Here is a 21,095-nt window from a genome sequence, read left to right as displayed (position 1 = left end):
CCCGCCGCCCGCGCCGCCCGCGCCGCCCGCCGGCCACTCTTGTAGAGAATGAGTGGTAATCCGGGGTGCCGAAACCACTCTTTCTCTACATGAGTGGGCGGCGGTGCGCGGGGGGGCGGGGCGGGTGGGGGTGGGGGTGGGTTAGAGGGGGCGGGCGAAGGAGAGGCAGCCGGGGGAGTCTCGGTAGTAGCCGAAGTTCTCGATCTGGACGTAGCCGCAGGCCTGGTACATCGCTATCGCCTCGGGTTGCTGGTCGCCGCACTCCAGGATGAGGCGTTTGCGACCGTGCTCGCGTGCCGAACGCTCGACCGCCGTCAGTACGGCGCGGGCCACGCCCCGGCCACGGGCGGCCGGGGCGGTGTACATCCGCTTCAACTCGGCCGTCTCCCCCGCGTCGCCGTGGCTGCGCCAGCCGCCGCAACCGACCGCCTCACCACCCCGGTACGCGACCAGGAACGCCCCGGACGGGGACTCGAAATCGCTCACCTCGACCGGCGTCTCGTCGCCGCTGCCGCCGTACCGCAGGCCGAGGTCGGCCAGGGCGTCGGCGACGAGTTGCTGGGCCACCAGGGAGTCGTAGCGCACCACGCGGATCTCGATCTCACTCACCCGTAAAGGGTACGGCCGCAGCCGGCCCTTACTGATCCGGTTCCCGGTCAGGAAGATCTCACCGGAATCCGGGTTATCTCCCGGCGAACGGGCGCTGAACAGGTCAAACGTCCGTCCGCCGGGTCTACCCGTGCCGGGCTACCGGAAGTGGTCCCAGCCGGTCGGCCCCCGGTAGGGCTTACCGTCGACGGTCAGCCCGCTCCCGTCGACCACCCGTCCGATCACCCGCCAGTCGTCCGGCAGCGCGAGGTGCGCCGGGAACGTCGCGGCCAGGGCGTGGTCGTCCCCGCCGCCGAGCACCCAGGCGTACGGGTCGACGCCGAGGGCGTGCGCCGCGTCCCGCATCTGGGCCGGCATCTCGAAGGCGGCGGTACGCAGGTCGATGCCGACCTCGCTGGCGGTGGCCACGTGTCCGAGATCGGCGAGCAGCCCGTCCGACACGTCGATCATCGAGGTGGCGCCGAGGCGGGCTGCCTGCGGTCCGGCCCGGTACGGCACCTCCGGCCGCCGGTACGCCTCGACCAGCAGTTTCGGCGTACGGAATCCGCGCGAGAGCACGGTGTAGCCGGCTGCGGCGTACCCGACCCGGCCGGCGAGGGCGACCACGTCGCCGGGCCGTGCTCCGCTGCGCACGACGGGCGCCCGGCCACCCAGGTCACCGAGGGCGGTGACGGCGATGGTGAGCGTCGGACTCGCCGACATGTCGCCGCCGACCACGCTCGCCCCGACCAGCGCCGCCTCCGCGCCGAGCCCGTCGGCGAGCTCCTCGGCCCAGCGCACCTCCAGGTCGGCCGGGATGCAGAGCGCCACCAGCAACGCCGTCGGCAGGGCTCCCATCGCGGCGATGTCGGCCAGGTTCGCGGCGGCGGCCCGGTGCCCGACATCAACCGCCGAGGACCAGTCCCGCCGGAAGTGTCGCCCCTCGACCAGTACGTCCGTCGAGGCGGCCACCCGACCGTCCGGGGCGGTCACCACGGCGGCGTCGTCGCCGGGGCCGAGCAGCACCGACGGGCCGCTGCCCAGCCGGGCGGTGACGCGCGCGATCAGACCGAACTCACCGGCCCGGGCCACGCTCACGCGCCGACCCCGGCGCCAGGGCCCGTTACCCGGGCATCCGGCGCCGGTCGGCGCACCAGCACGCCACACCCACCGATTCGCTCGCTCCGCACGCTCACTTGCGCCTCCCTTGACCACCGGTGGGGAACAGACCCACTCCGTACGGTATTTTCACGGTCGAGCCGCTCGGCGGCGGACGGAGGTCGGGTCGTGGTCCAGGCGTACATCCTCATCCAGACCGAGGTCGGAAGGGCGCGTGACGTGGCCGCGCAGATCACGGATATCTCGGGCGTGGTCCGGGTCGATGCCGTGACCGGGCCGTACGACGTGGTTGTCCTCACCGAGGCGCACACGGTCGACGAGTTGGGCAAGATGATCGTCAGCAAGGTTCAGTTGGTGCCGGGGATCACCCGTACCCTGACCTGCTCGGTGGTGCGGCTCTAGATGGCACAGCCCGTTCCCGGATCGACCGGTTCCACCGAATCCACCGAATCGCCCACCACCGGGGCGGCGGACGGGTCCATGCGGCAGGCCGCGATCTGGGCGACCGTGGTCGCCCTGCCACTGACCGTGCTGGTGGCGTTGTTCGCCTTCGGCCGGCTGGCGCCTGATTCGGAGGCCGCCGCGAAGCCGACGCCGTCGGCCACCTCCGCAGCCCCACGGGCGCAGTCCACCGCCCCGGTGCCGGTGACCGCCGTACCGCTCGGCGACCGGGCGGCGACAGTCTGCCGGGCGCTGCTCTCCCGGCTCCCGGCGAACCTGGGCGAACTGGCACAGCGGCCGGTCAGCGCCGGGCCGGAGCAGAACGCCGCGTACGGCGACCCGGCGGTGACGGTGGCCTGCGGCAGCCCGCCGCCCTCGTTCCCCCCGACCGATCAGGTCTGGGTGGTGAACAAGGTGTGCTGGCACGCGCAGGAGCAGACGGACGCGACCGTGTTCGTCACGGTGGACCGCGAGGTGCCGGTGCGGGTCACCGTGCCCCGTGGCTACGACCCGCCGTTGCAGTGGATCGCGCCGATCGCCGACCCGGTGGTCGCCGCCGTCCCGTCCGCGACGACGAGGCCCACCGGCTGCGTCGCCTGAACCGAGCGCCGAACCGGACCAGGGAAGCCCGACCGGGGAAGCCGGACCGGGTCTGCTACCGGTGGGAAGCAGCGGACCGGGCCCACGGCTGCGGGCCCGGTCGGATGTTGGGTCGGGCTCGGGTCAGTCGGTTCGGGGTGGGTCAGCGTAGGCCGGTGCCGCGCCGCAGGGCGGTACGGATCAACCGGTCGACCAGCTTCGGGTACTCCAACCCGGCCGCCGCCCACATCTGCGGGAACATCGAGGTCGAGGTGAAGCCCGGCATCGTGTTGATCTCGTTGAGGTAGATCTCCAGGTCGGGCGTGACGAAGAAGTCGACCCGGGCCAGGCCGGCGCAGTCCAGCGCGGTGAAGGTACGGCAGGCGTACTCCTGGACCTGCCGGGTGACCCGCTCGGGCAGCGCGGCCGGGATGTCGTACTCGCAGGCGTCGCCGAGGTACTTCGCCTCGAAGTCGTAGAACTCGCGATCGCCCGCGACCCGGACCTCGGCCAGCACGGATGCCTCCGGGCCGCCGCCGGCCTCGCCCTCCAGCACCCCGCACTCGATCTCCCGGCCGACGATCGCCGCCTCGACCAGCACCTTCGCGTCGATCTGTCGGGCGGTGACGATCGCCGCCTCCAGGTCGGCCCAGTCGGAGACCTTGGTGATGCCGTACGACGATCCGGCGCGGGAGGGCTTGACGAAGACCGGCAGGCCGAGCCGTTCCTTGTCCTGCTCGGTGAGCGTCATCCCGCTGCGCAGCACCACGTACGGTCCGGTGGGGATGCCCTCGGCCACGGCGAGCTTCTTGGTGAACTCCTTGTCCATCGCCGCGGCGGAGGCGAAGACCCCGGAGCCGACGTACGGGATGCCGGCCATCTCCAGCAGCCCCTGGATGGTGCCGTCCTCCCCGTACGCCCCGTGCAGGGCGGGGAAGACGAGGTCGATGTCGCCGAGTGCGGCGGGTCCCTCGGTCGCGTCGAGCACCATCAGGCCGTGACCGGTCGGGTCGGCCGGCAGCACGACGGCGGAACCGGCACTCGCGGTGATCTCCGGAAGATTACGTTCAGTAATGACCAATTGCTGTGGGTCACCACTGGTCAGCACCCATTCTCCGGCTTTGGTGATGCCCACCGGCACCACCTCGTACTCGTCCGGATCCAAGGCGTTGATGATGCTTCCGGCGCTCACGCAGGAGATCGCATGCTCCGTGCTACGACCGCCGAAGACGACTGCGACGCGGGTCTTCCGTGGGCTTGTCACGCGGGTGACCCTACTCTGCGTGGCCGCCGTGCGGGTCGATAGGCCGGGAGTTCGATCAAGGAGCAGGCTCACCCCGACCGATGGTATGGAGCGTGCTGCGGGCGCGCGGTTCCGCGGACCCGCCCCGGGGCAGTCGGCCGGGCGGGCACCAGCCGGTGCCCCGGGGCGGCGCGGGCCAGGGTCACGGTGGTCGGGGACCTCGACCACCGGGGGCCCCGGCATTCAGTGCGGTTCGGGACATCGCCGTCCGACGGCGATGACTTTGACCCGTTGCCGTCCGGCCCGGACCATGCCGAGCGCGGCGAACGCGCCGGCGATCCGGTCGGCGGCGTCCCGGCTGGTGGCGCCGACGACCTGGCGGCGTCGTTCCGGCTCCACCCGTTCGTTGCGCCCCTCGACGCTGAGCGGGCGGACGTCGGTGAGGACAACGAGGTAACGGGTCACCACGGGCGGCCTGCCGGCACCGATCGAGCGGACCGGGCGACACGCCCCCACCCTGGCGGATGCGGATGCGGGTGCGGATGCGTTCGTGAGAGCGGTCGCGAGTGACGGTGTGGGTGCGATCGCGGGTGCCGATGTGGGCGCGGGTGCCGATGTGGGCGCGGGTGCCGATGTGGGCGCGGGTGCGGGCGCAATTGCGGGCACTGGTCCTGCTCCTCGTCCTGGTCAGCCGGCATGGCGGGCCACCGCCTCGGGTTCGGCCGTGGTGCCGGCCAGGCCGCCGGAGCGGTCCCGGCAGACGTACGCCAGGTCGGCGTGGATCCACGCGCCGTCGTTGTCGCGCAGCACCGGCCGCGTACACCATCGGCATCGTGAGACACGAGGCCAACAGGGGGTCGCTGTCATCCGACACCTCCGGGTCCACGGCGGGTGGGGCACACGGCGGCCGGGTCCGGGGGAGGTCCCCGACCACCGTGCGCCTCATTCCCCTTTCCGTCACTCGCCGCCACCGTCGACACGACCACCGGCAGCGAGGACGCCAACACAGGTTGCCATCCGTGAAAGCGTGAATGCAACTCTCATGGGCGATCTCTCATGCACACTTTCTCGCCGACGTATGTCAGACTCTGCTCCATGGCACCGAAGACCGCTCGCGCCCGCCGCCTCGGCATCGCCCTCAAGTCCTATCGCGAGGCTGCCGGGTTGACCCTCGAACGCGCGGCCGAGGAGATCAACAGCACCCGCAGCACGCTGTCCAGATACGAGAACGCGCTCAGCCTGCCCAGCCCGGCAACCGTCCGCGCCCTGCTCACGCACTACAACGTGGACGGTGACGAGCTGAAGAACACGATCGATCTCGCGAAGGAGGCCAAGAAGCCCGGCTGGTGGGTGTCGTACTCGTACCTGCTGGACCGCAGGACCGCCGACTTCATCGCGCTGGAGTCCGAGGCGACGTACATCCAGTCCTTCGAACCGTCCCTGGTGCCGGGACTGTTGCAGACTCCGGACTACATCCGGGCGATCATGCTCGGCGGCCCGCACACGCTGGGCGACGACGAGATCGAGGAGCGGGTCCAGTTCCGCCTCAACCGCCAGAAACGGCTGACCGCCACCCCCGATCCGCTGGTTCTCGACGCGGTGATAGACGAGGTGGCGCTACTGCGCCGGGTCGGCGGTGACGACGTCTGGGCGGAGCAACTGGAGCACCTGATCAAGCTCTCCGAGATACCGCACATCACGATCGGAGTGATCCCGCTCTCCGCCGGTTACCACCGGGGCACCAGGGGATCACTGCACATCCTCGAATTCGGCCCAGATGATCAACCCTTGGCCTCGGTCGAGACTGTCGCAGGTCAGCTCTCCTTCGACACCACGCTCGAGTTGGACACCTGCACGAAGATCATGCAGCACCTCCGTACCGTGGCGCTGAGCCCGGAGGAGAGCAACAAACTGATCTCCAACCTCCTGAAGGGACGGTAGACACATGTCCGCTCCAACCACCACCACAATGGCCGCTTTCGCGACGGCCGCCTGGCGCAAGAGCAGCCGCAGTGGCGACCAGGGCGCCTGCGTGGAGTTCGCCGTCACCACCGAGGCGATCGGCGTCCGGGACTCCAAGGACCCGGGCGGCCCGATCCTCACCTTCCCCGCCAACGCCTGGTCGGCGTTCGCCGGCGCCGTGCCGACCGGCCCGATCGTCGACTGATCGAGCCCACCGGCGCCTATCGACCAGCGCCACACCCGCGCCCGCCCGGCCCAGTGGGGACTTCGGCGGCCTCGACCGAGCGAGCGCGACCAGCACCTCGGAAGCCCCGATCTCCTCCGATCGGGGCTTCCGCCGTTGTCGTACGCGTGAAGGTCGCTCGGCCTCAGCGGGCCGCGTCGAGTGCCGTGGTGATGTCCGCGACCAGGTCGGCGGTGTCCTCCACGCCGCAGGAGAGCCGGACGAAACCGTCCGGGGTGTCGTCGCCCCACTGCGCCCGCCGGTCGGCGCTGCTGTGCAGACCACCGAACGAGGTCGCGGCGAAGACCAGCCTGGCGGCGCGCAGGAACCGGGTCACCCGCTCGGCGTCGCCGAGGTCGAACGAGAGCACCCCCGGCACCCGGCGCATCTGCCGGCTCGCCACCGGGTACGACGGGTCGCCGGCAAGGCCCGGCCAGCGCAGCCCGGTCACGTCGGCCCGCTCGCTCAACGCCAGCGCCACCGCCGCCGCGTTGGCGCTCTGCCGGGCCAGCCGCAGGTCGAGGGTGGCCAGCGACCGGTGCGCCAGCCAGGCGTCGAACGCGCCCGGAACCGAGCCGGTGGTGGCCCGCCAGGCCCGCAACGGCTCCAGCAGCTCGGCCGACCGGGTCGCCAGGTAACCGAGCAGCAGGTCGGAGTGGCCGGTCAACGCCTTGGTACCGGAGGCGACGACCAGGTCCGCGCCGAGGTCGAGCGGGCGCTGGCCGAGCGGGGTGGCGGTGGTGTTGTCGACCACGACCAACGCCCCGGCGGCGTGCGCCCGGTCGGCGAGTTCGGCCACGTCGCAGACGTCCAGGCCGGGGTTGGCCGGCGTCTCCAGCAGCAGCAGCCGGACCCCCTCGAACGACGGGTACGGCCCGGCCGTCGGCGCGAACTCGACCCGTACGCCCATGGTGGCCAGGGTCGAGGTGGCGAACGCGCGCACCGGGAAGTAGCCGTCGGTGGGCAGGACCACGCCGTCACCGGGCTTGAGCAGTGCCAGCAGCACGGCGCTGATCGCCGCCTGCCCGCTGGCGAAGGCGAGGCAGTCGCCCCCCTCCAGCTCGCCGATGGCCGCCTCCAGTGCCCGCCGGGTGGGGTTGTCCGGCCGGCCGTAGCCGTTCGGGCTCGCCGCCGGTCCGGCCGCCGGGTCGAGGTGGTACGGCGCGGCGAACACCGGACCGGGCAGGAACGGCTGGCCCGGCTCCGGCTCGGGAAGTCCGGCGTGCACGCACCGGGTGCCGTCACCGTAGCCGCGCGGGTCCTGCTCGTCGATCATCGTCTCTCCTGCTCCGTACGGCGTTCCGGTGGTCATTCCGGTCTCGGCTTGCGGCTCATCAGCACCGCCATCGCCAGGCGCGGGTTCGCGCCCTCGTGGCAGACCAGCTCGACCTGCTCGGTGATCGGCATCTCCACCCCGTGCGCCCGGGACAGGTCCCGGATAGCCAGGCAGCTCTTGACTCCCTCGGCGGTCTGCCGGGTCGCCACCTGGGCCTGTTCGAGGGTCTCCCCCCGGCCGAGGTGCTCGCCGAAGGTCCGGTTGCGCGACAGCGGGGACGAGCAGGAGGCGACCAGGTCGCCCATGCCGGCGAGCCCGGCGAAGGTGAGCGGGTCGGCGCCGAGCGCCACGCCGAGGCGGGCGGTCTCGGCCAGCCCCCGGGTGATCAGGGTGGCCTTGGTGTTGTCGCCCAGTCCCATCGCGGTCGCCATGCCGTACGCGAGCGCGATCACGTTCTTCACCGCGCCGCCGAGTTCGCAGCCGATCACGTCGTCGTTGGTGTAGGGCCGGAAGTAGGGCGTGGTGATCGAGGCCTGGACCAGGGTGGCGCGGTCCATGTCGGTGCAGGCGACCACGGTCGCGGCCGGCTGTTCGAGGGCGATCTCGGGGGCCAGGTTGGGACCGGAGACGACCGCGACCCGGTCCTCGGACACCCCGGCGGTTTCCATGATCACCTGGCTCATCCGCTTGGTCGTGCCCAGCTCGATCCCCTTCATCAGGGAGACCAGCGTCGCGTCGGGCTCGATGTACGCGGCCCAGTCGGCCAGGTTCCCGCGCAGCGTCTGCGACGGTACGGCGAGCACCACCAGGTCGGCACCGACGATCGCGGCGGCGGCGTCGGTGGTGGCGGTGACCCGCTGCGGCAACCGCAGATCGGGCAGGTACTCGGAATTGTGGCCGGTGGTCCGGATCGCCTCGACCACGGACTCGCGGCGGGCCCAGATGGTCACGTCCCGGCCGGCGTCGGCGAGGACCTTGGCGAAGGCCGTACCCCAGGAACCGGCGCCGAGGACAACGACATGGCCGGTCACGCGGTGTCCCCGGCGTGCTGCTCGGGCTCACCGGCGACGGTCTGGCGCTGGCCGTTCGGCGCCCAGATCGGCGGCGGCGTGCCGCCCCGGATCTCGGCGAGCTGGTCGCGCAGGCGCAGCATTATCTCGTTGGTCATCTCGTCCAGTACCTGCTTCGTCGGCGCCGCACCGGTCCACCGGTCCAGGTCGACCGGTGCTCCGGCGACCACCGTTACCGGGATCCGGGGGCGGAGGTTGAGCTTGGCGTTGCGGGGGTCGAACATCTTCTGCGCGCCCCACATGGCGATCGGCACGACCGGGGCGCCGGTGGCCAGGGCCAGCCGGGCCGCACCGGTCTTGCCGCGCATCGGCCAGAGGTCGGGGTCCCGGGTGGTGGTGCCCTCCGGGTAGATCACCACCGCGCCGCCGTCGTTGACCGCGGCGACCAGGGTCTCCAGCGACCGGGCGGCGTCGACGGTGCCCCGCTCCACCGGGATCTGCCGGCACCGGAGCAGGATGTAGCCGACCAGCGGCACCCGGAAGATGCTCGCCTTGCCGAGAAACTGCGGCCACCGGCCGGCGTCGTTGATGTAGTGCGCCACCACCAGCGGGTCGGCGTGCGAGATGTGGTTCGGCACGATGATGACGCCGCCCGAGGTCGGCAGGTGTTCCATGCCGGCCCAGGTCCGTCGGGTCCAGACCCGCAGCGCCGGCTTCACCAACGCGATCGCGAACCGCCGCCAGAACCCCAGCCTGCGCCGTGCCACTATGCCCCTCCTCGTTGTTCCCGGGTGCCCAGGGGCACCGGCCGCCCCGGCCCCGCAGCGAAATCATGCCTGCTCGCCCCTGGTACGGCCAGCGAGGGGCCGGTGCCCGCGGCTGGCAGGATGGTCGGGTGACCGAACCGACCTGGACCGTGGTGGTGCCGGTCAAGCGGCTCAGCGCGGCCAAGAGTCGGCTGCGTGGCGCGCTGCCGGGGGTCGCGCACGAGTCGCTGGCCATGGCCCTGGCGCTGGACACGGTGAGTGCCGCGCTGGCCTGTCCGGCGGTCGCCGGGGTGCTGGTCGTGACCGACGACATAACGGCCGGTCGGGCGTTGCGCGGGCTCGGGGCGCGGATCACCCCGGATCCGCCGACCGGCGGGCTGAACGGTGCGTTCACCCTCGGTGCGACCCTGGTCGACGGGACCGGGGTGGCCGCGCTCACCGCCGACCTGCCGGCGCTGCGGCCGGACGAGCTGACCGCCGCGCTGACCGCGTCGGCGGCCGGTCCGCCCCGGCTGCGCCGGTTCGTCCCGGACACCCCGGGCACCGGTACGGTGCTGCTGGTCGCACCGGCCGGCGTACCCCTGGATCCGCGCTTCGGCGGGGAGTCGGCGTCGGCGCACACGGCGTCCGGGGCGCTCGCCCTGACCGGGGCCGGGGCGAGCCTGCGCCGGGACGTCGACACCCGGGCCGACCTGCTGGCCGCGGCGGCGCTCGGCCTCGGCCGGCACACCGCCGCCCTGCTCCCCTGACCGCTCCGCCCGCCCGGTCGGGCCGTCCGGGGCGGCCTGGCCCGGTGTACGGTGCTGGGCATGCAGGGCACCGTGGCGACGTACGATCCGCAGACCCGCTCCGGCACGTTGCTGCTGGACGACGGCACCGAGGTCGCCTTCCCCGCCGCGGCGTTCGACAACTCGGGGTTGCGGCTGCTCCGCCTCGGCCAACGACTGAAGATCGAGTACGGCGGGTCCGGTGAGGTAACCCGGATCACCCTGCCCGGCCTGGTGTGATCATTCACCCCCGGATAAACAGGGACGAATCAGCCCGTTTCAGCAGCCGATGGCCGGATCCGATCACCGCGGACGCGCGCATTGTCCGACTTGCCGTGATCCGAAGACGGCAAGTTCATTTTACGTTCACCGGGTTCGGGCAATGATGAAGCGGTGAGCACCCCGCCCGCCCACCCTCGCCCCCAGTCACCCGGCCGCGCCCTGGCCACCACCGCCCCCCGGGCCGCACTACCGGACGCCCCCCGGGCCGCAGTGCCGGACGCCCCCCGTGCGGCACTGCCGGACTCCGAACCACTCGTCCCGGCCGGCACCCCCCAGCGGGGACCGAACGGACGGTTCGTCCGGACCGACGGCAACGGCGCCGACCAGGGATCCGGTGGCACCCCGCCGCCGGCCGACAACCCGCCGCCCGCCGCCGAGCCACTGCCCGAGGACCGGTTCCTCAACCGGGAGCTCTCCTGGCTGGACTTCAACGCCCGGGTCCTCGCCCTGGCCGAGGACCCGACCACCCCGCTGCTGGAACGCGCCAAGTTCCTGGCCATCTTCGCCAGCAACCTGGACGAGTTCTACATGGTGCGGATCGCCGGACTGAAGCGCCGGCTACAGGCCGGACTGCCGGTACGCGGCGGCGACCGGCTGCCGCTGCGTACCCAGCTCGAACTGATCTCGGAGAAGACCGCCGACCTGGTCGCCCGGCACGCCAACTGCTTCGTCGAGGACGTGGTGCCCCGGCTCGCCGCCGCGAACATCCACCTGATCCGCTGGGCCGAACTGCCCGCACCGGAACGGGAACGGCTGCGCACCTACTTCCGCGAACACATCTTCCCGGTGCTCACCCCGCTCGCCGTCGACCCGGCGCACCCGTTCCCGTACATCTCCAGCCGGTCGCTGAACCTCGCGGTGGCCGTACGCGACCCGGACGGCGGGCCGGAACTGTTCGCCCGGGTGAAGGTGCCGAACAACGTGCCCCGCTTCGTCCGGGTCGAACGGGACACCCCCGGCATGCGCTTCCTGCCGCTGGAAGACCTGATCGCGGCCCACCTCAACCAGCTCTTTCCCGGCATGACGGTGGCCGAGTGCCACCTGTTCCGGATCACCCGCAACGCCGAGGTGGAGGTCGACGAGGACCGCGACGAGGACCTGCTCCAGGCCCTGGAACGCGAACTGGCCCGGCGCCGCTTCGGCCCGCCGGTACGCCTGGAGGTCGCCTCCTCGATCTCCGACCACGTGCTCGACCTGCTGGTCCGGGAACTCGACATGGACGACCAGGACGTGCTGCGGGTGCCGGGGCTGCTCGACCTCTCCTCGCTCTGGCAGGTCTACAACGAGTGCGACCGGCCCGACCTCAAGGAACGCCCGTTCGTCCCGGCGACCCACCCGCGCCTGGTCGAGGGCGAGGTCCCGCGCAGCGTCTTCGCCACCCTGCGCGACGGCGACATCCTGGTGCACCACCCGTACCACTCGTTCGCGACCAGCGTGCAACGGTTCATCGAGCAGGCCGCCGCCGACCCGAACGTGCTCGCGATCAAGCAGACCCTCTACCGGACCAGCGGCGACTCCCCGATCGTCGACGCGCTGATCGACGCCGCCGCCGCCGGCAAGCAGGTGGTGGTGCTGGTCGAGGTGAAGGCCCGGTTCGACGAGGTGGCCAACATCGGCTGGGCACGGGTGCTGGAGCGGGCCGGCTGCCACGTCGTCTACGGCCTGGTCGGGCTCAAGACGCACTGCAAGACCGCCCTGGTCGTACGCCAGGAGGGCAACCAGATCCGCCGCTACTGCCACATCGGCACCGGCAACTACCACCCGAAGACGGCCAGGCTCTACGAGGACTTCGGCATGCTCACCGCCGACCCGGAGGTCGGGGCGGACCTGACCGACCTGTTCAACGTACTGACCGGTTACAGCCGGCAGACCCGGTTCCGCCGGCTCCTGGTCGCCCCCGACGGCGTACGCAGCGGGATCATCGAGCGGATCGACCGGGAGATCGCGCACGCCGCGCTCGGCGTACCGAGCCTGGTGCAGATCAAGGTGAACTCGCTGGTCGACGAGGACATCGTGGACGCGCTCTACCGCGCCTCGCGGGCGGGGGTGCACGTGGACCTGATGATCCGGGGGATGTGCACGCTGCGGCCCGGCGTACCCGGTCTGTCGGAGAACATCCGGGTCCGGTCGATCCTCGGCCGGTTCCTCGAACACTCGCGGGTCTTCCGCTTCGGCAACGGCGGCGGCACGCTGGCCGCCGACGCGGCCGCCGGTGGCCGGCCGGTCGGCGCGCAGGGCGGCTCGGCCGAGTTCTGGATCGGCTCGGCCGACCTCATGCACCGCAACCTCGACCGCCGGGTGGAGGCGCTGGTCCAGGTCACCGACCCGGTCGCGCGGGCCGAGCTGGACCAGGTGCTGAGCACCGCGATGAGCGACGACGTCGCCTCGTTCGAGTTGCACCCGGACGGGACGTGGAGCCGGCGGTCCGGCGAGCCCGGTCGACCGCTGGTCGACTTCCAGGACGCGATGCTGCGCCGGGTGGCTCGTACCGCGAAGTAGCCGCCGCGCGCACCGGCGTGGATAGGCTTGGCGGATGTTGGAGGAGGAACGCAAGTACGAGGTTGACGAGAATTTCGCGCTGCCGGACCTGTCCGCCACGGTGCCGGCCGGCGGCCGGGTGGTGGCGCTGCCCGCGGTGACCCTGACTGCCACCTACCTCGACACCGCCGACCTGCGGCTGGCCCGCGCCGGTGTCTCCCTGCGCCACCGCAAGGGTGACCCGCTGCCCTGGACGGTCAAGCTCCCGTCGGACGTGCCCGGCACCCGACACGAGATCTCCCGCCCCGGCAAGCGGCGGGAGACCCCGGCCGAGCTGACCGCGCTGGTCACCGCGTACTCGCGCGGGGCGGCCCTGCTGCCGGCTGCCGTGGTCCGCAGCGTGCGACACGCGTACGAGCTGCGTGACGGCGCCGACCGGGTGCTCGCCGAGATCGCCGACGACGCGGTGTCGGTGCTCGACGGCGACCGGGTCCGGTCCCGGTTCCGCGAGGTCGAGGTCGAACGCAAGAGCGGTGACCGGGACCTGCTCGACCGAGTGGAGGCGGCGCTGCGCGAGGCGGGTGCCGTCGCGGGCGGCTTCACCCCCAAGCACGTACGCGCGCTCGGCGAGGCGGCGGCCGGTGCACCCGACCTGGTCGGCCCGACCGACCTGCCGGGCAAGCCGAGCGCCGCCGACGTGGTCACGAACGCGATCCGCCGTGGCGTCGGCAAGGTGCTCACCCACGACCCGCTGGTCCGGTTGCGCCAACCGGTCGGCGACGACGACACCGCCGTACACCAGATGCGGGTCGGCAGCCGGCGGCTGCGCAGCGACCTGCGGACGTTCCGGTCGCTGCTGGCACCGGAGTGGGTCGGCCCGCTGCGCGACGAGCTGAAGTGGCTCGCCGACGTGCTCGGCGCGGCCCGCGACGCGGAGGTGCTCGGCGCCCGGCTGCACGTGACGGCCGCCGCCGACCCGCTCAGCCCGGTGGATCCGGCGGCGGTCGACCGGATCGACACGGTGCTGACCCAACGGCACGAACGGGCGCTGGGCGCCGTCGACGAGGCGCTCGGCTCGGCCCGCTACGCGGCCCTGGTCGAGGCGCTGGTCGCCGCCACCCGCGAGCCGCGGTTGACCCCGGCGGCGCGGGGGCGGGCCCAGGACGTACTGCCGAAGCTGGTCGCCAAGCCGTGGCGCCGGCTGGCAAAGGGCGGCAAGGGCAGCGACGCCGCCGCCGACCTCGACCCGCTCGCCCCGGACGAGCGGTGGCACGCCGTACGGATCAACGGCAAGAAGGCCCGGTACGCGGTCGACGCGGTCGCCCCGGTCCTCGGCGGCGGGGCCCGGAAGCTGGCCAAGTCCCTGTCCCGGGTGCAGGAACTGCTCGGCGAGCACCAGGACGCGGCGGTGGCCGCCGACACCTGGCTGGAGGTGGCGGCGGCCGATCCGACCGACCATGCCCTCGCGGTGACCGCCGGCCGGCTGGTCGAACGGGAACGAGCCTCGATCCGGGCGGTCCGGGCCGAGTTCCCCGAGGCGTGGGCCGAGACCACCAAGGGCAGCCGGACGGACTGGCTGCCGTGACCGCGCTGATCCGGGCGGCCGGCGGTGTCGTCTGGCGCCCGTCCGAGGGTGGCGTGCAGGTGTGCCTGGTGCACCGGCCGCGCTACGACGACTGGTCGTTGCCGAAGGGCAAGCTGGAGTCGGACGAGCACCCGCTGGTCGCCGCCGTACGCGAGGTCGCCGAGGAGGCGGGCGTACGGGCGGTGCCGCAGGCCCGGTTGCGCAGCGTCCGGTACTTCAGCGAGGGCCGGCCGAAACGGGTGGACTACTGGGCGATGCGGGCGGTCGCCGAGGGCGGGTTCGAGCCGGAGACCGAGGTGGACGACATCCGCTGGCTCGCCCTGGACGAGGCGATCGCACTGGTGACGTACCCGCACGACACCTGGGTGCTGCGCGACTTCGCCGCCCTGGCCCCGGTGACCTCGGTGCTGGCGGTGTTCCGGCACGCGAAGGCGGGCAGCCGGGCCACCTGGTCGGGGCCGGACACCGCCCGGCCGCTGGACCCGGAGGGCGTGGCGCAGGCCCGTACGGTGGCCGCGCTGGCGGCGCTGATCCGCCCGGTACGGCTGCGCTCGGCGACGGCGCGGCGCTGCGTACAGACCCTGGAGCCGCTGGCCGCGCTCCTCGACCTGCCGATCGAGGTCGACTCCGATCTCGACGAGCCGAAGCCGGGGCAGGACGTCACCGAGTGCGCGTTGGCGCTGGCCGCCCGGCTGACCGAGCTGGCGCTGGACGGCCGTACGGCGGTGGCGTGCAGCCAGGGCAAGGTGATTCCGGGCGCGCTGGCGCACCTGTCCGGCGCACCCGCCGACTACCGCACCCCGAAGGCCGGCGGCTGGCTGCTCGCCTTCTCCGCCGACCACCTGCTCGGCGCCGACCGGCTCTGAGCGCCGGCCCGGCTGCGGGTGCCGACCCGGCTCCGAGTGCCGACCACCCGGCGGGGGGTCAGTCGCCGGGCAGGGTGAGGGTGACCGCCACGGCGAGGTGGTCGGAGGCCACACCCGGTACGGCGGCCACCTCGCTCGCACCGACGCCACCGGCGACGAGCACGTGGTCGATCTGTTCCACCGGGTTGTCGGCCGGGCTGGTCATCAGCGGCCGGTCGGCGGCGAACGCGTCGACCAGACCGGCGTCCAGCAGGGCCTGGAACGCCGGCTCCCCCGGTTGGGTGTTCAGGTCCCCGGCCAGCACCAACGGCCGCCCAGTGGCCAGCTCGACGGCGTAACGGGCGGCCGTACGGGCCTGTTCGACCGGTCCGTCGTCGGGTGGCGGCTGGAAGTGGGTGGAGACGACCACCAGCTCACCGCCGCCGGCCCGGAGCACCACCCCGAGCGCCTGGGCGCCGGTCGGGGCACCGAGGCGCGGCAGCACCACCGTGCCGGCCGACTCGACCGGCAGCGAGGTCAGCACGGCGTCACCCCAGACCGGGTCGGCGGCCGGGGCGAAGGCGTACCGCATGCCGAGGCGGCCGGCGAGCAGGGCGAGGCTGTCGTGGCCGCCGTTGAGCAGCCAGGCCCGGTCGACCTCGCTCAACACCACCACGTCGGGCCGCTGGCCGGCGATGGCATCGGTCAGCCCGTCGAGGTCGAACCGCCCGTCGAGCCCGAAACCCATCCGGATGTTGTAGGCGACCAGCCGTACCCGGTTGCCGTTCGTCTCCCCGGCGGCGTCCGCGGCCGGCGGTGTCAGCAGGCCGGCGACCACCGCGAGCGCGGTTCCCGAGATCACCGCCGTGCGCCGCCAGGACCGCAGCGGCGTCCGCACCCCGTCACCGCCCGCTTCCGGTACGCCCGTCGCCGGCTCGGCCGGGACGGGTCCCCGGACCGCCGTCCCCGCCCCGGCCGGCGCCCGGATCGCCACCACTGCCACGAACAGCGCCACCAGCAGCGGTATCGCCGCGTTCGGGTAACCGATGTCGTAGGCGGCGTAGTAGCCGATCGCGCCGACCACGAAGACGACGGTGCCGCCCAGTGCGGCCCAGCCCCGCCGGACGGACGGCCCACCCGCCCCGCCGGTCCCACCGGTCCCGCCGGCCGGCGTCGACCTTCCCCCGGCGTCGGCCAGGGCCAGGCAGCCGCCGAGTCCGGCGGCGGCGAGCGGGATCGCGGCCACCAACGCCAGCGGTTGGTGGAGCGCGAACAGGCCGGTGCCGGCCAGCAGCGCGACCGGGTACAGCCAGCGCAGCACGGGTTGGCGTACCGGCCCGAGCCCGGTGGCCAGGAACAGCCCGACCGCGGCGGCGACCAGGACCGTCGTCGACAGCGGCCCGGCCGGTGGTGGGACCGCCACCCGGTCGAATCCGGCGGCGGCACCGGCCAGGTAGGACGTGCCGGTCGCGGCGAGCGCGGGCGAACCGGCGAGCATGCCCCAGAGCAGCAACGCCGGGCCGGCGAGCAGCCACGGCCGCGCCGGCCCGACCGGGTACGGACCCGCCGCCCGGACCTGCGCGACCAGGAAGGCGGCCGCCACCGGTACGACCACCAGCAGGTCCACTCCCCCGCGCCAGACCAGGTCGTGCGTGCCGAGCGCGGTGTGCAGTACGGTCGTCGCCGTCAGCCCCACCACCACCCCCGGTACGGCGACCGGTGCGGTGGCGGCCAGTCCGGCCAGCCAGACCAGCCCGGCGAGCAGGCCGGCGCTGGCGAGGTAGAGCTGGGCCGACCCGCCCGAGGTGGCCGGCAGTACGAGCCGGCAGCCGACCAGGGTGACCGCCGCGACCAGGGTGACCCGGCCGGCGCCGAGCAGCCGCAACAGCGGCGGCGCACCGAGCGGGAGGACGAACCAGAGCAGGGCGAAGGCACCCATCAGCTCGGCCGGGGTGGACGCGGCCTGTCCGAAGATGGTGATGATCGAGGGCAGCCAGACCCGGAGGATGTCGACGAGGAGCAGCACGCCGAGTGCGGCGGCGGTGAGCGCTGGAGCCGAACGACGCACCGGTACTCCCGTGGGGGCGGGGCGGACGGGGTCGGGCCATTCTCCGGCCAACGCATCGACGGGTCAACGCCCGGTCGACCAGTAGTGGCACCCGGTGACCGCAAAGAGGCGCCCACCGGCGAACCGGTGGGCGCCCCACGTACCTCGCTGTTTCAGCGTCGGGCGGCGGCCTTCTTGGCCGGGGCCTTCTTCGCCGGAGCCTTCTTCGCCGCTGTGGCGCGGGTGGAAGTGCTCTTCGCCGCCGTGGTCTTCTTGGCCGCGGCGGTCTTCTTGGCTCCGGCGGCCTTCGTCGCCGGTGCGGTCTTCTTCGCCGCCGCCTTGGTGGCGGTGGCCTTGGCGGGGGCGGCCTTCTTGGTGGCGGTCGCCTTCTTCGTCGCCGCCGCCTTCGTGGCCGTGGTGCCGGTGGCCTTCGCCGCCGCCGTCGCCGTGGTCTTCTTCGCCGCGGCGGTGGTCTTCGGCACCTTGCCGCTGGACACCATGTCCTTGAACCCGGCGCCCGGCCGGAAGGCCGGGACCGATGTCTTCTTCACCTTCACCGACTCGCCTGTTCGAGGGTTCCGCGCTGTTCGCGCCCCCCGGACACGCTTTTCGAAGACTCCGAAACCGGTGATCGCCACCTTTTCCCCCTTGGCGACCGCCCCCTGAACCTCGGCGAGGACCGCGTCGAGCGCCGCCGTCGCCGTCTTCCGGTCCCCCAGGCGAGCGGCGAGCGCCTCGATGAGCTCGGCCTTGTTCACGACTTCCCTCCCGTATGTGCAACTGGACTCAACGCGAGCCATTCTGCGCGCACGGTATGCCCTGTGCCACCGGGACACAAACATCTGCGGGAAAAAAGCCATTGTGTCGCAACGGATTCGCCCCCACCGGCGGCTCGGAGCTGCCCGGAAGGCGTAGGGCAGCAACGAATCCGTAAGTCCGGCGGGGGCGAAAACAGCTCCCGGGAGGGCGGTGTGGGCTATGCCACGACCGGCAGGAAGGGCAGCCGGTGCCGCTCGTACTCGGTGATGTTGGTCTCGTGGCGGAGGGTCAGTCCAATGTCATCCAAGCCTTCGATGAGCCGCCAGCGGCTGAAGTCGTCCAGGGGGAAGGACCAGGTGGCGTCACCTGCCCGGACCTCCCGGGCGGTCAGGTCGACGGTGATGCGGGTGGTCGGGTCGGACTCGACCAGGGCCCACAGTTCCTCGACGGCCTTCAATTCGAGCTCGACCGGCAAGAGCCCTTCCTTGAGCGAGTTGCCACGGAAGATGTCACCGAAGCGGGGAGAGATCACCGCCTTGAATCCCCAGTCCCGCAGTGCCCACACGGCGTGCTCGCGCGATGACCCGGTGCCGAACTCCGGCCCGGCCAACAGAATCGACGCAGTGGAATAGATGGAATCGTTGAGGATGAATGCCGGATCTTCTCGCCACGCACTGAAGAGGCCGTCCGCGAAGCCGGTTCTGGTGACCCGCTTGAGATACACCGCCGGAATGATCTGATCGGTATCCACATTGGAACGACGCAACGGGACCGCGGTGCCGCTGTGTACGGTGAACTTCTCCATGTCGTATCAGCCCTTCACAGGTCGGCCGGGGCGGCCAGCCGGCCGATCACGGCGGTGGCGGCGGCGACCGGTGGCGAGACCAGATGGGTACGCCCGCCACGGCCCTGCCGGCCCTCGAAGTTGCGGTTGGAGGTGGAGGCGGAACGCTGCCCCGGCTTGAGCGTGTCCGGGTTCATGCCCAGGCACATGGAGCAGCCGGCGAAGCGCCACTCGGCCCCCGCGTCGATGAAGACCTTGTCCAGTCCCTCCTGCTCGGCCGCCTCGCGTACGGCCGCCGAACCGGGTACGACCAGCATCCGTACGCCGTCGGCGACGGTGTGCCCGCGCAGCACGTCGGCGGCGGCCCGAAGGTCCTCCAGCCGGCCGTTGGTGCAGGAGCCGACGAAGACCACGTCCACCGGGACCTCGCGCAACGGCGTACCGGGGCGCAGGTCCATGTACTCCAGGGCCTTGCGGGCGGCGGTCTGCTCGGCCTCGGTGACGAAGTCCGCCGGATCCGGCACGACCGCGCCCAGCGCCGCGCCCTGTCCCGGGTTCGTGCCCCAGGTGACGAACGGGGCGATCCGGCTCGCGTCGAGGAAGACCTCGGTGTCGAACGTCGCGTCGGGGTCGGTCGGCAACGTACGCCAGTACGCCTCGGCGGCGTCCCAGTCGGCGCCCTGCGGCGCGTTCGGGCGGCCCTTCAGGTACGCGAAGGTCGTCTCGTCCGGCGCGATCATGCCCGCCTTGGCGCCCCACTCGATCGACATGTTCGCGATGGTCATCCGGCCCTCCATGGAGAGCTTGCGGATCGCCTCGCCCCGGTACTCCACGATGTGGCCGCGCCCGCCGCCGGTGCCGACCTGGGTGATCAGGGCCAGCACCAGGTCCTTCGCGGTGACGCCGGGGCCGAGTTCGCCGGTGACGGTGACCGCCATCGTCTTCGGCCGGATCTGCGGCAGCGTCTGGGTGGCCAGCACGTGCTCGACCTCACTGGTGCCGATCCCGAAGGCCAGCGCGCCGAAGGCGCCGTGGGTGGCGGTGTGCGAGTCACCGCAGACGATCGTCAGGCCCGGCTGGGTCAGGCCGAGCTGCGGCCCGATCACGTGCACGATGCCCTGGTTCTCGTCGCCGAGCGGGTGCAGCTTCACCCCGAACTCGGCGCAGTTGCGGCGCAGCGTCTCGATCTGCGTACGCGAGGTCGGGTCGTCGATGGTGAGCAGGTCACCGCGACGGGCCCGGAACGCCGGGTCGGCGTACCCGGTCGGGGTGTTGTGGTCCTCGGTCGCGAGCGTGAGGTCGGTACGCCGGACCCGGCGACCGGCCATCCGCAGCCCGTCGAAGGCCTGCGGGCTGGTCACCTCGTGCAGCAGGTGCAGGTCGATGAAGAGCAGATCCGGCTCGCCCTCGGCGGATCGCACCACGTGAGTGTCCCAGACCTTCTCGGCCAGGGTCCTGGGCGAGGACGGTGTTGGCGTGACTCCCACCATCTGGACATCCTAAATTCTGGGAGGTATGTTTCGGCTTGTGGGACACAGTATGAGCGGTGTCGGCGTTCTCGACAAGGCGGTGGTCATCCTGGCCGCCTGCGTGGACGGCGCCAGCCTGGCCGAACTCGTTGATCGCACCAAGCTGCCAAGAGCCACCGCACACCGGTTGGCACAGGCCCTGGAGATCCATCGGATGCTGGTACGCGACACCCAGGGGCGGTGGCGGCCGGGCCCGCGCCTGGGCGAGCTGGCCAACGCCGCACCCGACGTGCTACTGACCGCCGCCGAGCCACTGCTCGCCGCGCTGCGCGACGCCACCGGGGAGAGCGCCCAGCTCTACCTGCGCCGGGCGGACGAACGGATCTGCGTGGCCGCCGCCGAGCGCGCCAGCGGGCTGCGCGACACCGTACCGATCGGGGCGGTGCTGCCGATGACCGCCGGATCGGCCGCCCAGGTCCTGCTCGCCTGGGAGCCGCCGGAGGCGGTCATGCCACTGCTGCCGAGGTGCAAGTTCACCGGACGCACCCTCGCCGAGGTACGCCGCCGAGGCTGGTCGCAGAGCGTCGCCGAGCGCGAGATCGGTGTGGCCAGCGTCTCCGCCCCGATCCGCGACCGCACCGGCCGCGTCATCGCCTCGATCAGCATCTCCGGCCCTATAGAACGCCTCGGCCGCCGCCCCGGCGACCGCCACGCCATGGCCGTAGTCCGAGCCGGCCAACGCCTAAGCGGCCTCTAACCCCCGCCCCCTCTGCTCCCCCTCCCCCTCCCCCTCCCCTAGATCCGCACTCTTGTAGAGAAAGAGTGGCAATCCAGTCGCGGATTGCCACTCTTTCTCTACATCAGCGCGATC

22 protein-coding genes are annotated in these 21,095 nt (G+C 72.3%); 10 read left to right on the top strand and 12 right to left on the bottom strand.

Translation table 11 applies throughout. The features are described 5' to 3' along the window. Positions 1-141: 141 nt before the first annotated feature. Positions 142-609 (bottom strand): GNAT family N-acetyltransferase, encoded by a 468-nt coding sequence (locus ACZ6QQ_RS05445; RefSeq protein ID WP_465874629.1) that lies wholly within the window; start codon positions 607-609, stop codon positions 142-144. Between the two features lie 138 nt (positions 610-747). Further along, complete coding sequence (locus tag ACZ6QQ_RS05440; RefSeq protein ID WP_465874628.1) at positions 748-1,686, bottom strand: thiamine-phosphate kinase; 939 nt, start codon at positions 1,684-1,686, stop codon at positions 748-750. Between the two features lie 189 nt (positions 1,687-1,875). Here ACZ6QQ_RS05440 and ACZ6QQ_RS05435 point away from each other — a divergent pair, with 189 nt between their 5' ends. Together ACZ6QQ_RS05435 and ACZ6QQ_RS05430 are read left to right on the top strand one after the other, a co-directional pair. Next, the gene (locus ACZ6QQ_RS05435; RefSeq protein ID WP_326560463.1) at positions 1,876-2,109 is read left to right on the top strand and encodes an Lrp/AsnC ligand binding domain-containing protein; all 234 of its coding nucleotides are present in this window, start codon (positions 1,876-1,878) and stop codon (positions 2,107-2,109) included. Next, positions 2,110-2,748 carry a DUF3515 family protein gene (locus tag ACZ6QQ_RS05430; RefSeq protein WP_465874627.1) on the top strand — a complete coding sequence of 213 codons (639 nt, stop codon included), beginning with the start codon at positions 2,110-2,112 and terminating at the stop codon, positions 2,746-2,748. Between the two features lie 142 nt (positions 2,749-2,890). Here the strand turns inward: ACZ6QQ_RS05430 and ACZ6QQ_RS05425 are convergent, their stop codons facing one another. The 3 genes from ACZ6QQ_RS05425 to ACZ6QQ_RS05415 form a co-directional block, all read right to left on the bottom strand. Then, the gene (locus ACZ6QQ_RS05425; protein ID WP_465874626.1) at positions 2,891-3,991 is read right to left on the bottom strand and encodes a D-alanine--D-alanine ligase family protein; all 1,101 of its coding nucleotides are present in this window, start codon (positions 3,989-3,991) and stop codon (positions 2,891-2,893) included. Between the two features lie 222 nt (positions 3,992-4,213). After that, complete coding sequence (locus ACZ6QQ_RS05420; RefSeq protein WP_329108301.1) at positions 4,214-4,435, bottom strand: hypothetical protein; 222 nt, start codon at positions 4,433-4,435, stop codon at positions 4,214-4,216. A 222-nt stretch (positions 4,436-4,657) separates the two neighbouring features. Further along, positions 4,658-4,780 (bottom strand): hypothetical protein, encoded by a 123-nt coding sequence (locus ACZ6QQ_RS05415; protein ID WP_281278644.1) that lies wholly within the window; start codon positions 4,778-4,780, stop codon positions 4,658-4,660. A 285-nt stretch (positions 4,781-5,065) separates the two neighbouring features. Between ACZ6QQ_RS05415 and ACZ6QQ_RS05410 the strand changes: the two genes are divergently transcribed. Together ACZ6QQ_RS05410 and ACZ6QQ_RS05405 are read left to right on the top strand one after the other, a co-directional pair. After that, positions 5,066-5,911: a helix-turn-helix domain-containing protein gene (locus ACZ6QQ_RS05410; RefSeq protein ID WP_465874625.1), complete on the top strand. Its 846-nt coding sequence runs from the start codon at positions 5,066-5,068 to the stop codon at positions 5,909-5,911. A gap of 4 nt (positions 5,912-5,915) precedes the next feature. After that, positions 5,916-6,137, top strand: coding sequence for a DUF397 domain-containing protein (locus ACZ6QQ_RS05405; protein ID WP_465874624.1), 222 nt, complete (start codon positions 5,916-5,918; stop codon positions 6,135-6,137). 163 nt (positions 6,138-6,300) lie between these two features. Here ACZ6QQ_RS05405 and ACZ6QQ_RS05400 read toward each other — a convergent pair whose 3' ends face one another. The 3 genes from ACZ6QQ_RS05400 to ACZ6QQ_RS05390 are packed head-to-tail and all read right to left on the bottom strand — an operon-like array spanning position 6,301 to position 9,208. Then, positions 6,301-7,431, bottom strand: coding sequence for a cystathionine gamma-lyase (locus ACZ6QQ_RS05400; RefSeq protein ID WP_465874623.1), 1,131 nt, complete (start codon positions 7,429-7,431; stop codon positions 6,301-6,303). Positions 7,432-7,463: 32 nt separating this feature from the next. Beyond that, positions 7,464-8,462 (bottom strand): NAD(P)H-dependent glycerol-3-phosphate dehydrogenase, encoded by a 999-nt coding sequence (locus tag ACZ6QQ_RS05395; RefSeq protein ID WP_465874622.1) that lies wholly within the window; start codon positions 8,460-8,462, stop codon positions 7,464-7,466. After that, positions 8,459-9,208, bottom strand: coding sequence for a lysophospholipid acyltransferase family protein (locus tag ACZ6QQ_RS05390; protein WP_465874621.1), 750 nt, complete (start codon positions 9,206-9,208; stop codon positions 8,459-8,461). Before ACZ6QQ_RS05390 ends, ACZ6QQ_RS05395 begins: the two co-directional genes overlap by 4 nt. A 128-nt stretch (positions 9,209-9,336) precedes the next feature. Between ACZ6QQ_RS05390 and cofC the strand changes: the two genes are divergently transcribed. From cofC to ACZ6QQ_RS05365, 5 genes are all read left to right on the top strand, one after another. Then, positions 9,337-9,957 carry a 2-phospho-L-lactate guanylyltransferase gene (gene cofC, locus ACZ6QQ_RS05385; RefSeq protein WP_465874620.1) on the top strand — a complete coding sequence of 207 codons (621 nt, stop codon included), beginning with the start codon at positions 9,337-9,339 and terminating at the stop codon, positions 9,955-9,957. Between the two features lie 60 nt (positions 9,958-10,017). After that, complete coding sequence (locus tag ACZ6QQ_RS05380) at positions 10,018-10,215, top strand: cold-shock protein (RefSeq protein WP_465874618.1); 198 nt, start codon at positions 10,018-10,020, stop codon at positions 10,213-10,215. Positions 10,216-10,467: 252 nt separating this feature from the next. Then, positions 10,468-12,756 carry an RNA degradosome polyphosphate kinase gene (locus ACZ6QQ_RS05375; RefSeq protein WP_465875020.1) on the top strand — a complete coding sequence of 763 codons (2,289 nt, stop codon included), beginning with the start codon at positions 10,468-10,470 and terminating at the stop codon, positions 12,754-12,756. Between the two features lie 34 nt (positions 12,757-12,790). After that, the gene (locus ACZ6QQ_RS05370) at positions 12,791-14,320 is read left to right on the top strand and encodes a CYTH and CHAD domain-containing protein (RefSeq protein WP_465874616.1); all 1,530 of its coding nucleotides are present in this window, start codon (positions 12,791-12,793) and stop codon (positions 14,318-14,320) included. Further along, the gene (locus tag ACZ6QQ_RS05365) at positions 14,317-15,186 is read left to right on the top strand and encodes an NUDIX hydrolase (protein WP_465874614.1); all 870 of its coding nucleotides are present in this window, start codon (positions 14,317-14,319) and stop codon (positions 15,184-15,186) included. The genes ACZ6QQ_RS05370 and ACZ6QQ_RS05365 overlap by 4 nt, the downstream gene beginning before the upstream one ends. A gap of 58 nt (positions 15,187-15,244) precedes the next feature. On the opposite strand, the gene ACZ6QQ_RS05360 is transcribed toward ACZ6QQ_RS05365, so the two are convergent. The 4 genes from ACZ6QQ_RS05360 to leuC all read right to left on the bottom strand — a co-directional run bounded on the left by ACZ6QQ_RS05360 (position 15,245) and on the right by leuC (position 20,245). After that, the gene (locus ACZ6QQ_RS05360; RefSeq protein WP_465874613.1) at positions 15,245-17,233 is read right to left on the bottom strand and encodes an endonuclease/exonuclease/phosphatase family protein; all 1,989 of its coding nucleotides are present in this window, start codon (positions 17,231-17,233) and stop codon (positions 15,245-15,247) included. A 152-nt stretch (positions 17,234-17,385) separates the two neighbouring features. Beyond that, positions 17,386-17,970 (bottom strand): HU family DNA-binding protein, encoded by a 585-nt coding sequence (locus ACZ6QQ_RS05355; RefSeq protein ID WP_465874612.1) that lies wholly within the window; start codon positions 17,968-17,970, stop codon positions 17,386-17,388. A gap of 218 nt (positions 17,971-18,188) precedes the next feature. Next, positions 18,189-18,776: a 3-isopropylmalate dehydratase small subunit gene (leuD, locus tag ACZ6QQ_RS05350; RefSeq protein ID WP_465874610.1), complete on the bottom strand. Its 588-nt coding sequence runs from the start codon at positions 18,774-18,776 to the stop codon at positions 18,189-18,191. Between the two features lie 14 nt (positions 18,777-18,790). Beyond that, positions 18,791-20,245, bottom strand: a complete 1,455-nt coding sequence (leuC, locus tag ACZ6QQ_RS05345) for a 3-isopropylmalate dehydratase large subunit (RefSeq protein WP_465874608.1) — start codon at positions 20,243-20,245, stop codon at positions 18,791-18,793. Between the two features lie 49 nt (positions 20,246-20,294). Here leuC and ACZ6QQ_RS05340 point away from each other — a divergent pair, with 49 nt between their 5' ends. Beyond that, positions 20,295-20,981, top strand: a complete 687-nt coding sequence (locus tag ACZ6QQ_RS05340) for an IclR family transcriptional regulator (RefSeq protein ID WP_465874606.1) — start codon at positions 20,295-20,297, stop codon at positions 20,979-20,981. The last annotated feature ends 114 nt before the right edge of the window (positions 20,982-21,095 follow it).

The sequence above is a fragment of the Micromonospora sp. NPDC049529 genome (assembly GCF_055586685.1).
This window is presented reverse-complemented; position numbering and strand designations above follow the sequence as displayed.

Excerpts from the sequence above, each read along its gene's own strand:
- ACZ6QQ_RS05430 (WP_465874627.1), top strand. The coding sequence starts at position 2,110 with ATGGCACAGCCCGTTCCCGGATCGACCGGTTCCACCGAATCCACCGAA.
- ACZ6QQ_RS05410 (WP_465874625.1), top strand. The coding sequence starts at position 5,066 with ATGGCACCGAAGACCGCTCGCGCCCGCCGCCTCGGCATCGCCCTCAAG.
- ACZ6QQ_RS05405 (WP_465874624.1), top strand. The coding sequence starts at position 5,916 with ATGTCCGCTCCAACCACCACCACAATGGCCGCTTTCGCGACGGCCGCC.
- ACZ6QQ_RS05400 (WP_465874623.1), bottom strand. The coding sequence starts at position 7,431 with ATGATCGACGAGCAGGACCCGCGCGGCTACGGTGACGGCACCCGGTGC.
- ACZ6QQ_RS05380 (WP_465874618.1), top strand. The coding sequence starts at position 10,018 with ATGCAGGGCACCGTGGCGACGTACGATCCGCAGACCCGCTCCGGCACG.
- ACZ6QQ_RS05370 (WP_465874616.1), top strand. The coding sequence starts at position 12,791 with ATGTTGGAGGAGGAACGCAAGTACGAGGTTGACGAGAATTTCGCGCTG.
- leuD (WP_465874610.1), bottom strand. The coding sequence starts at position 18,776 with ATGGAGAAGTTCACCGTACACAGCGGCACCGCGGTCCCGTTGCGTCGT.
- leuC (WP_465874608.1), bottom strand. The coding sequence starts at position 20,245 with ATGGTGGGAGTCACGCCAACACCGTCCTCGCCCAGGACCCTGGCCGAG.
- ACZ6QQ_RS05340 (WP_465874606.1), top strand. The coding sequence starts at position 20,295 with ATGAGCGGTGTCGGCGTTCTCGACAAGGCGGTGGTCATCCTGGCCGCC.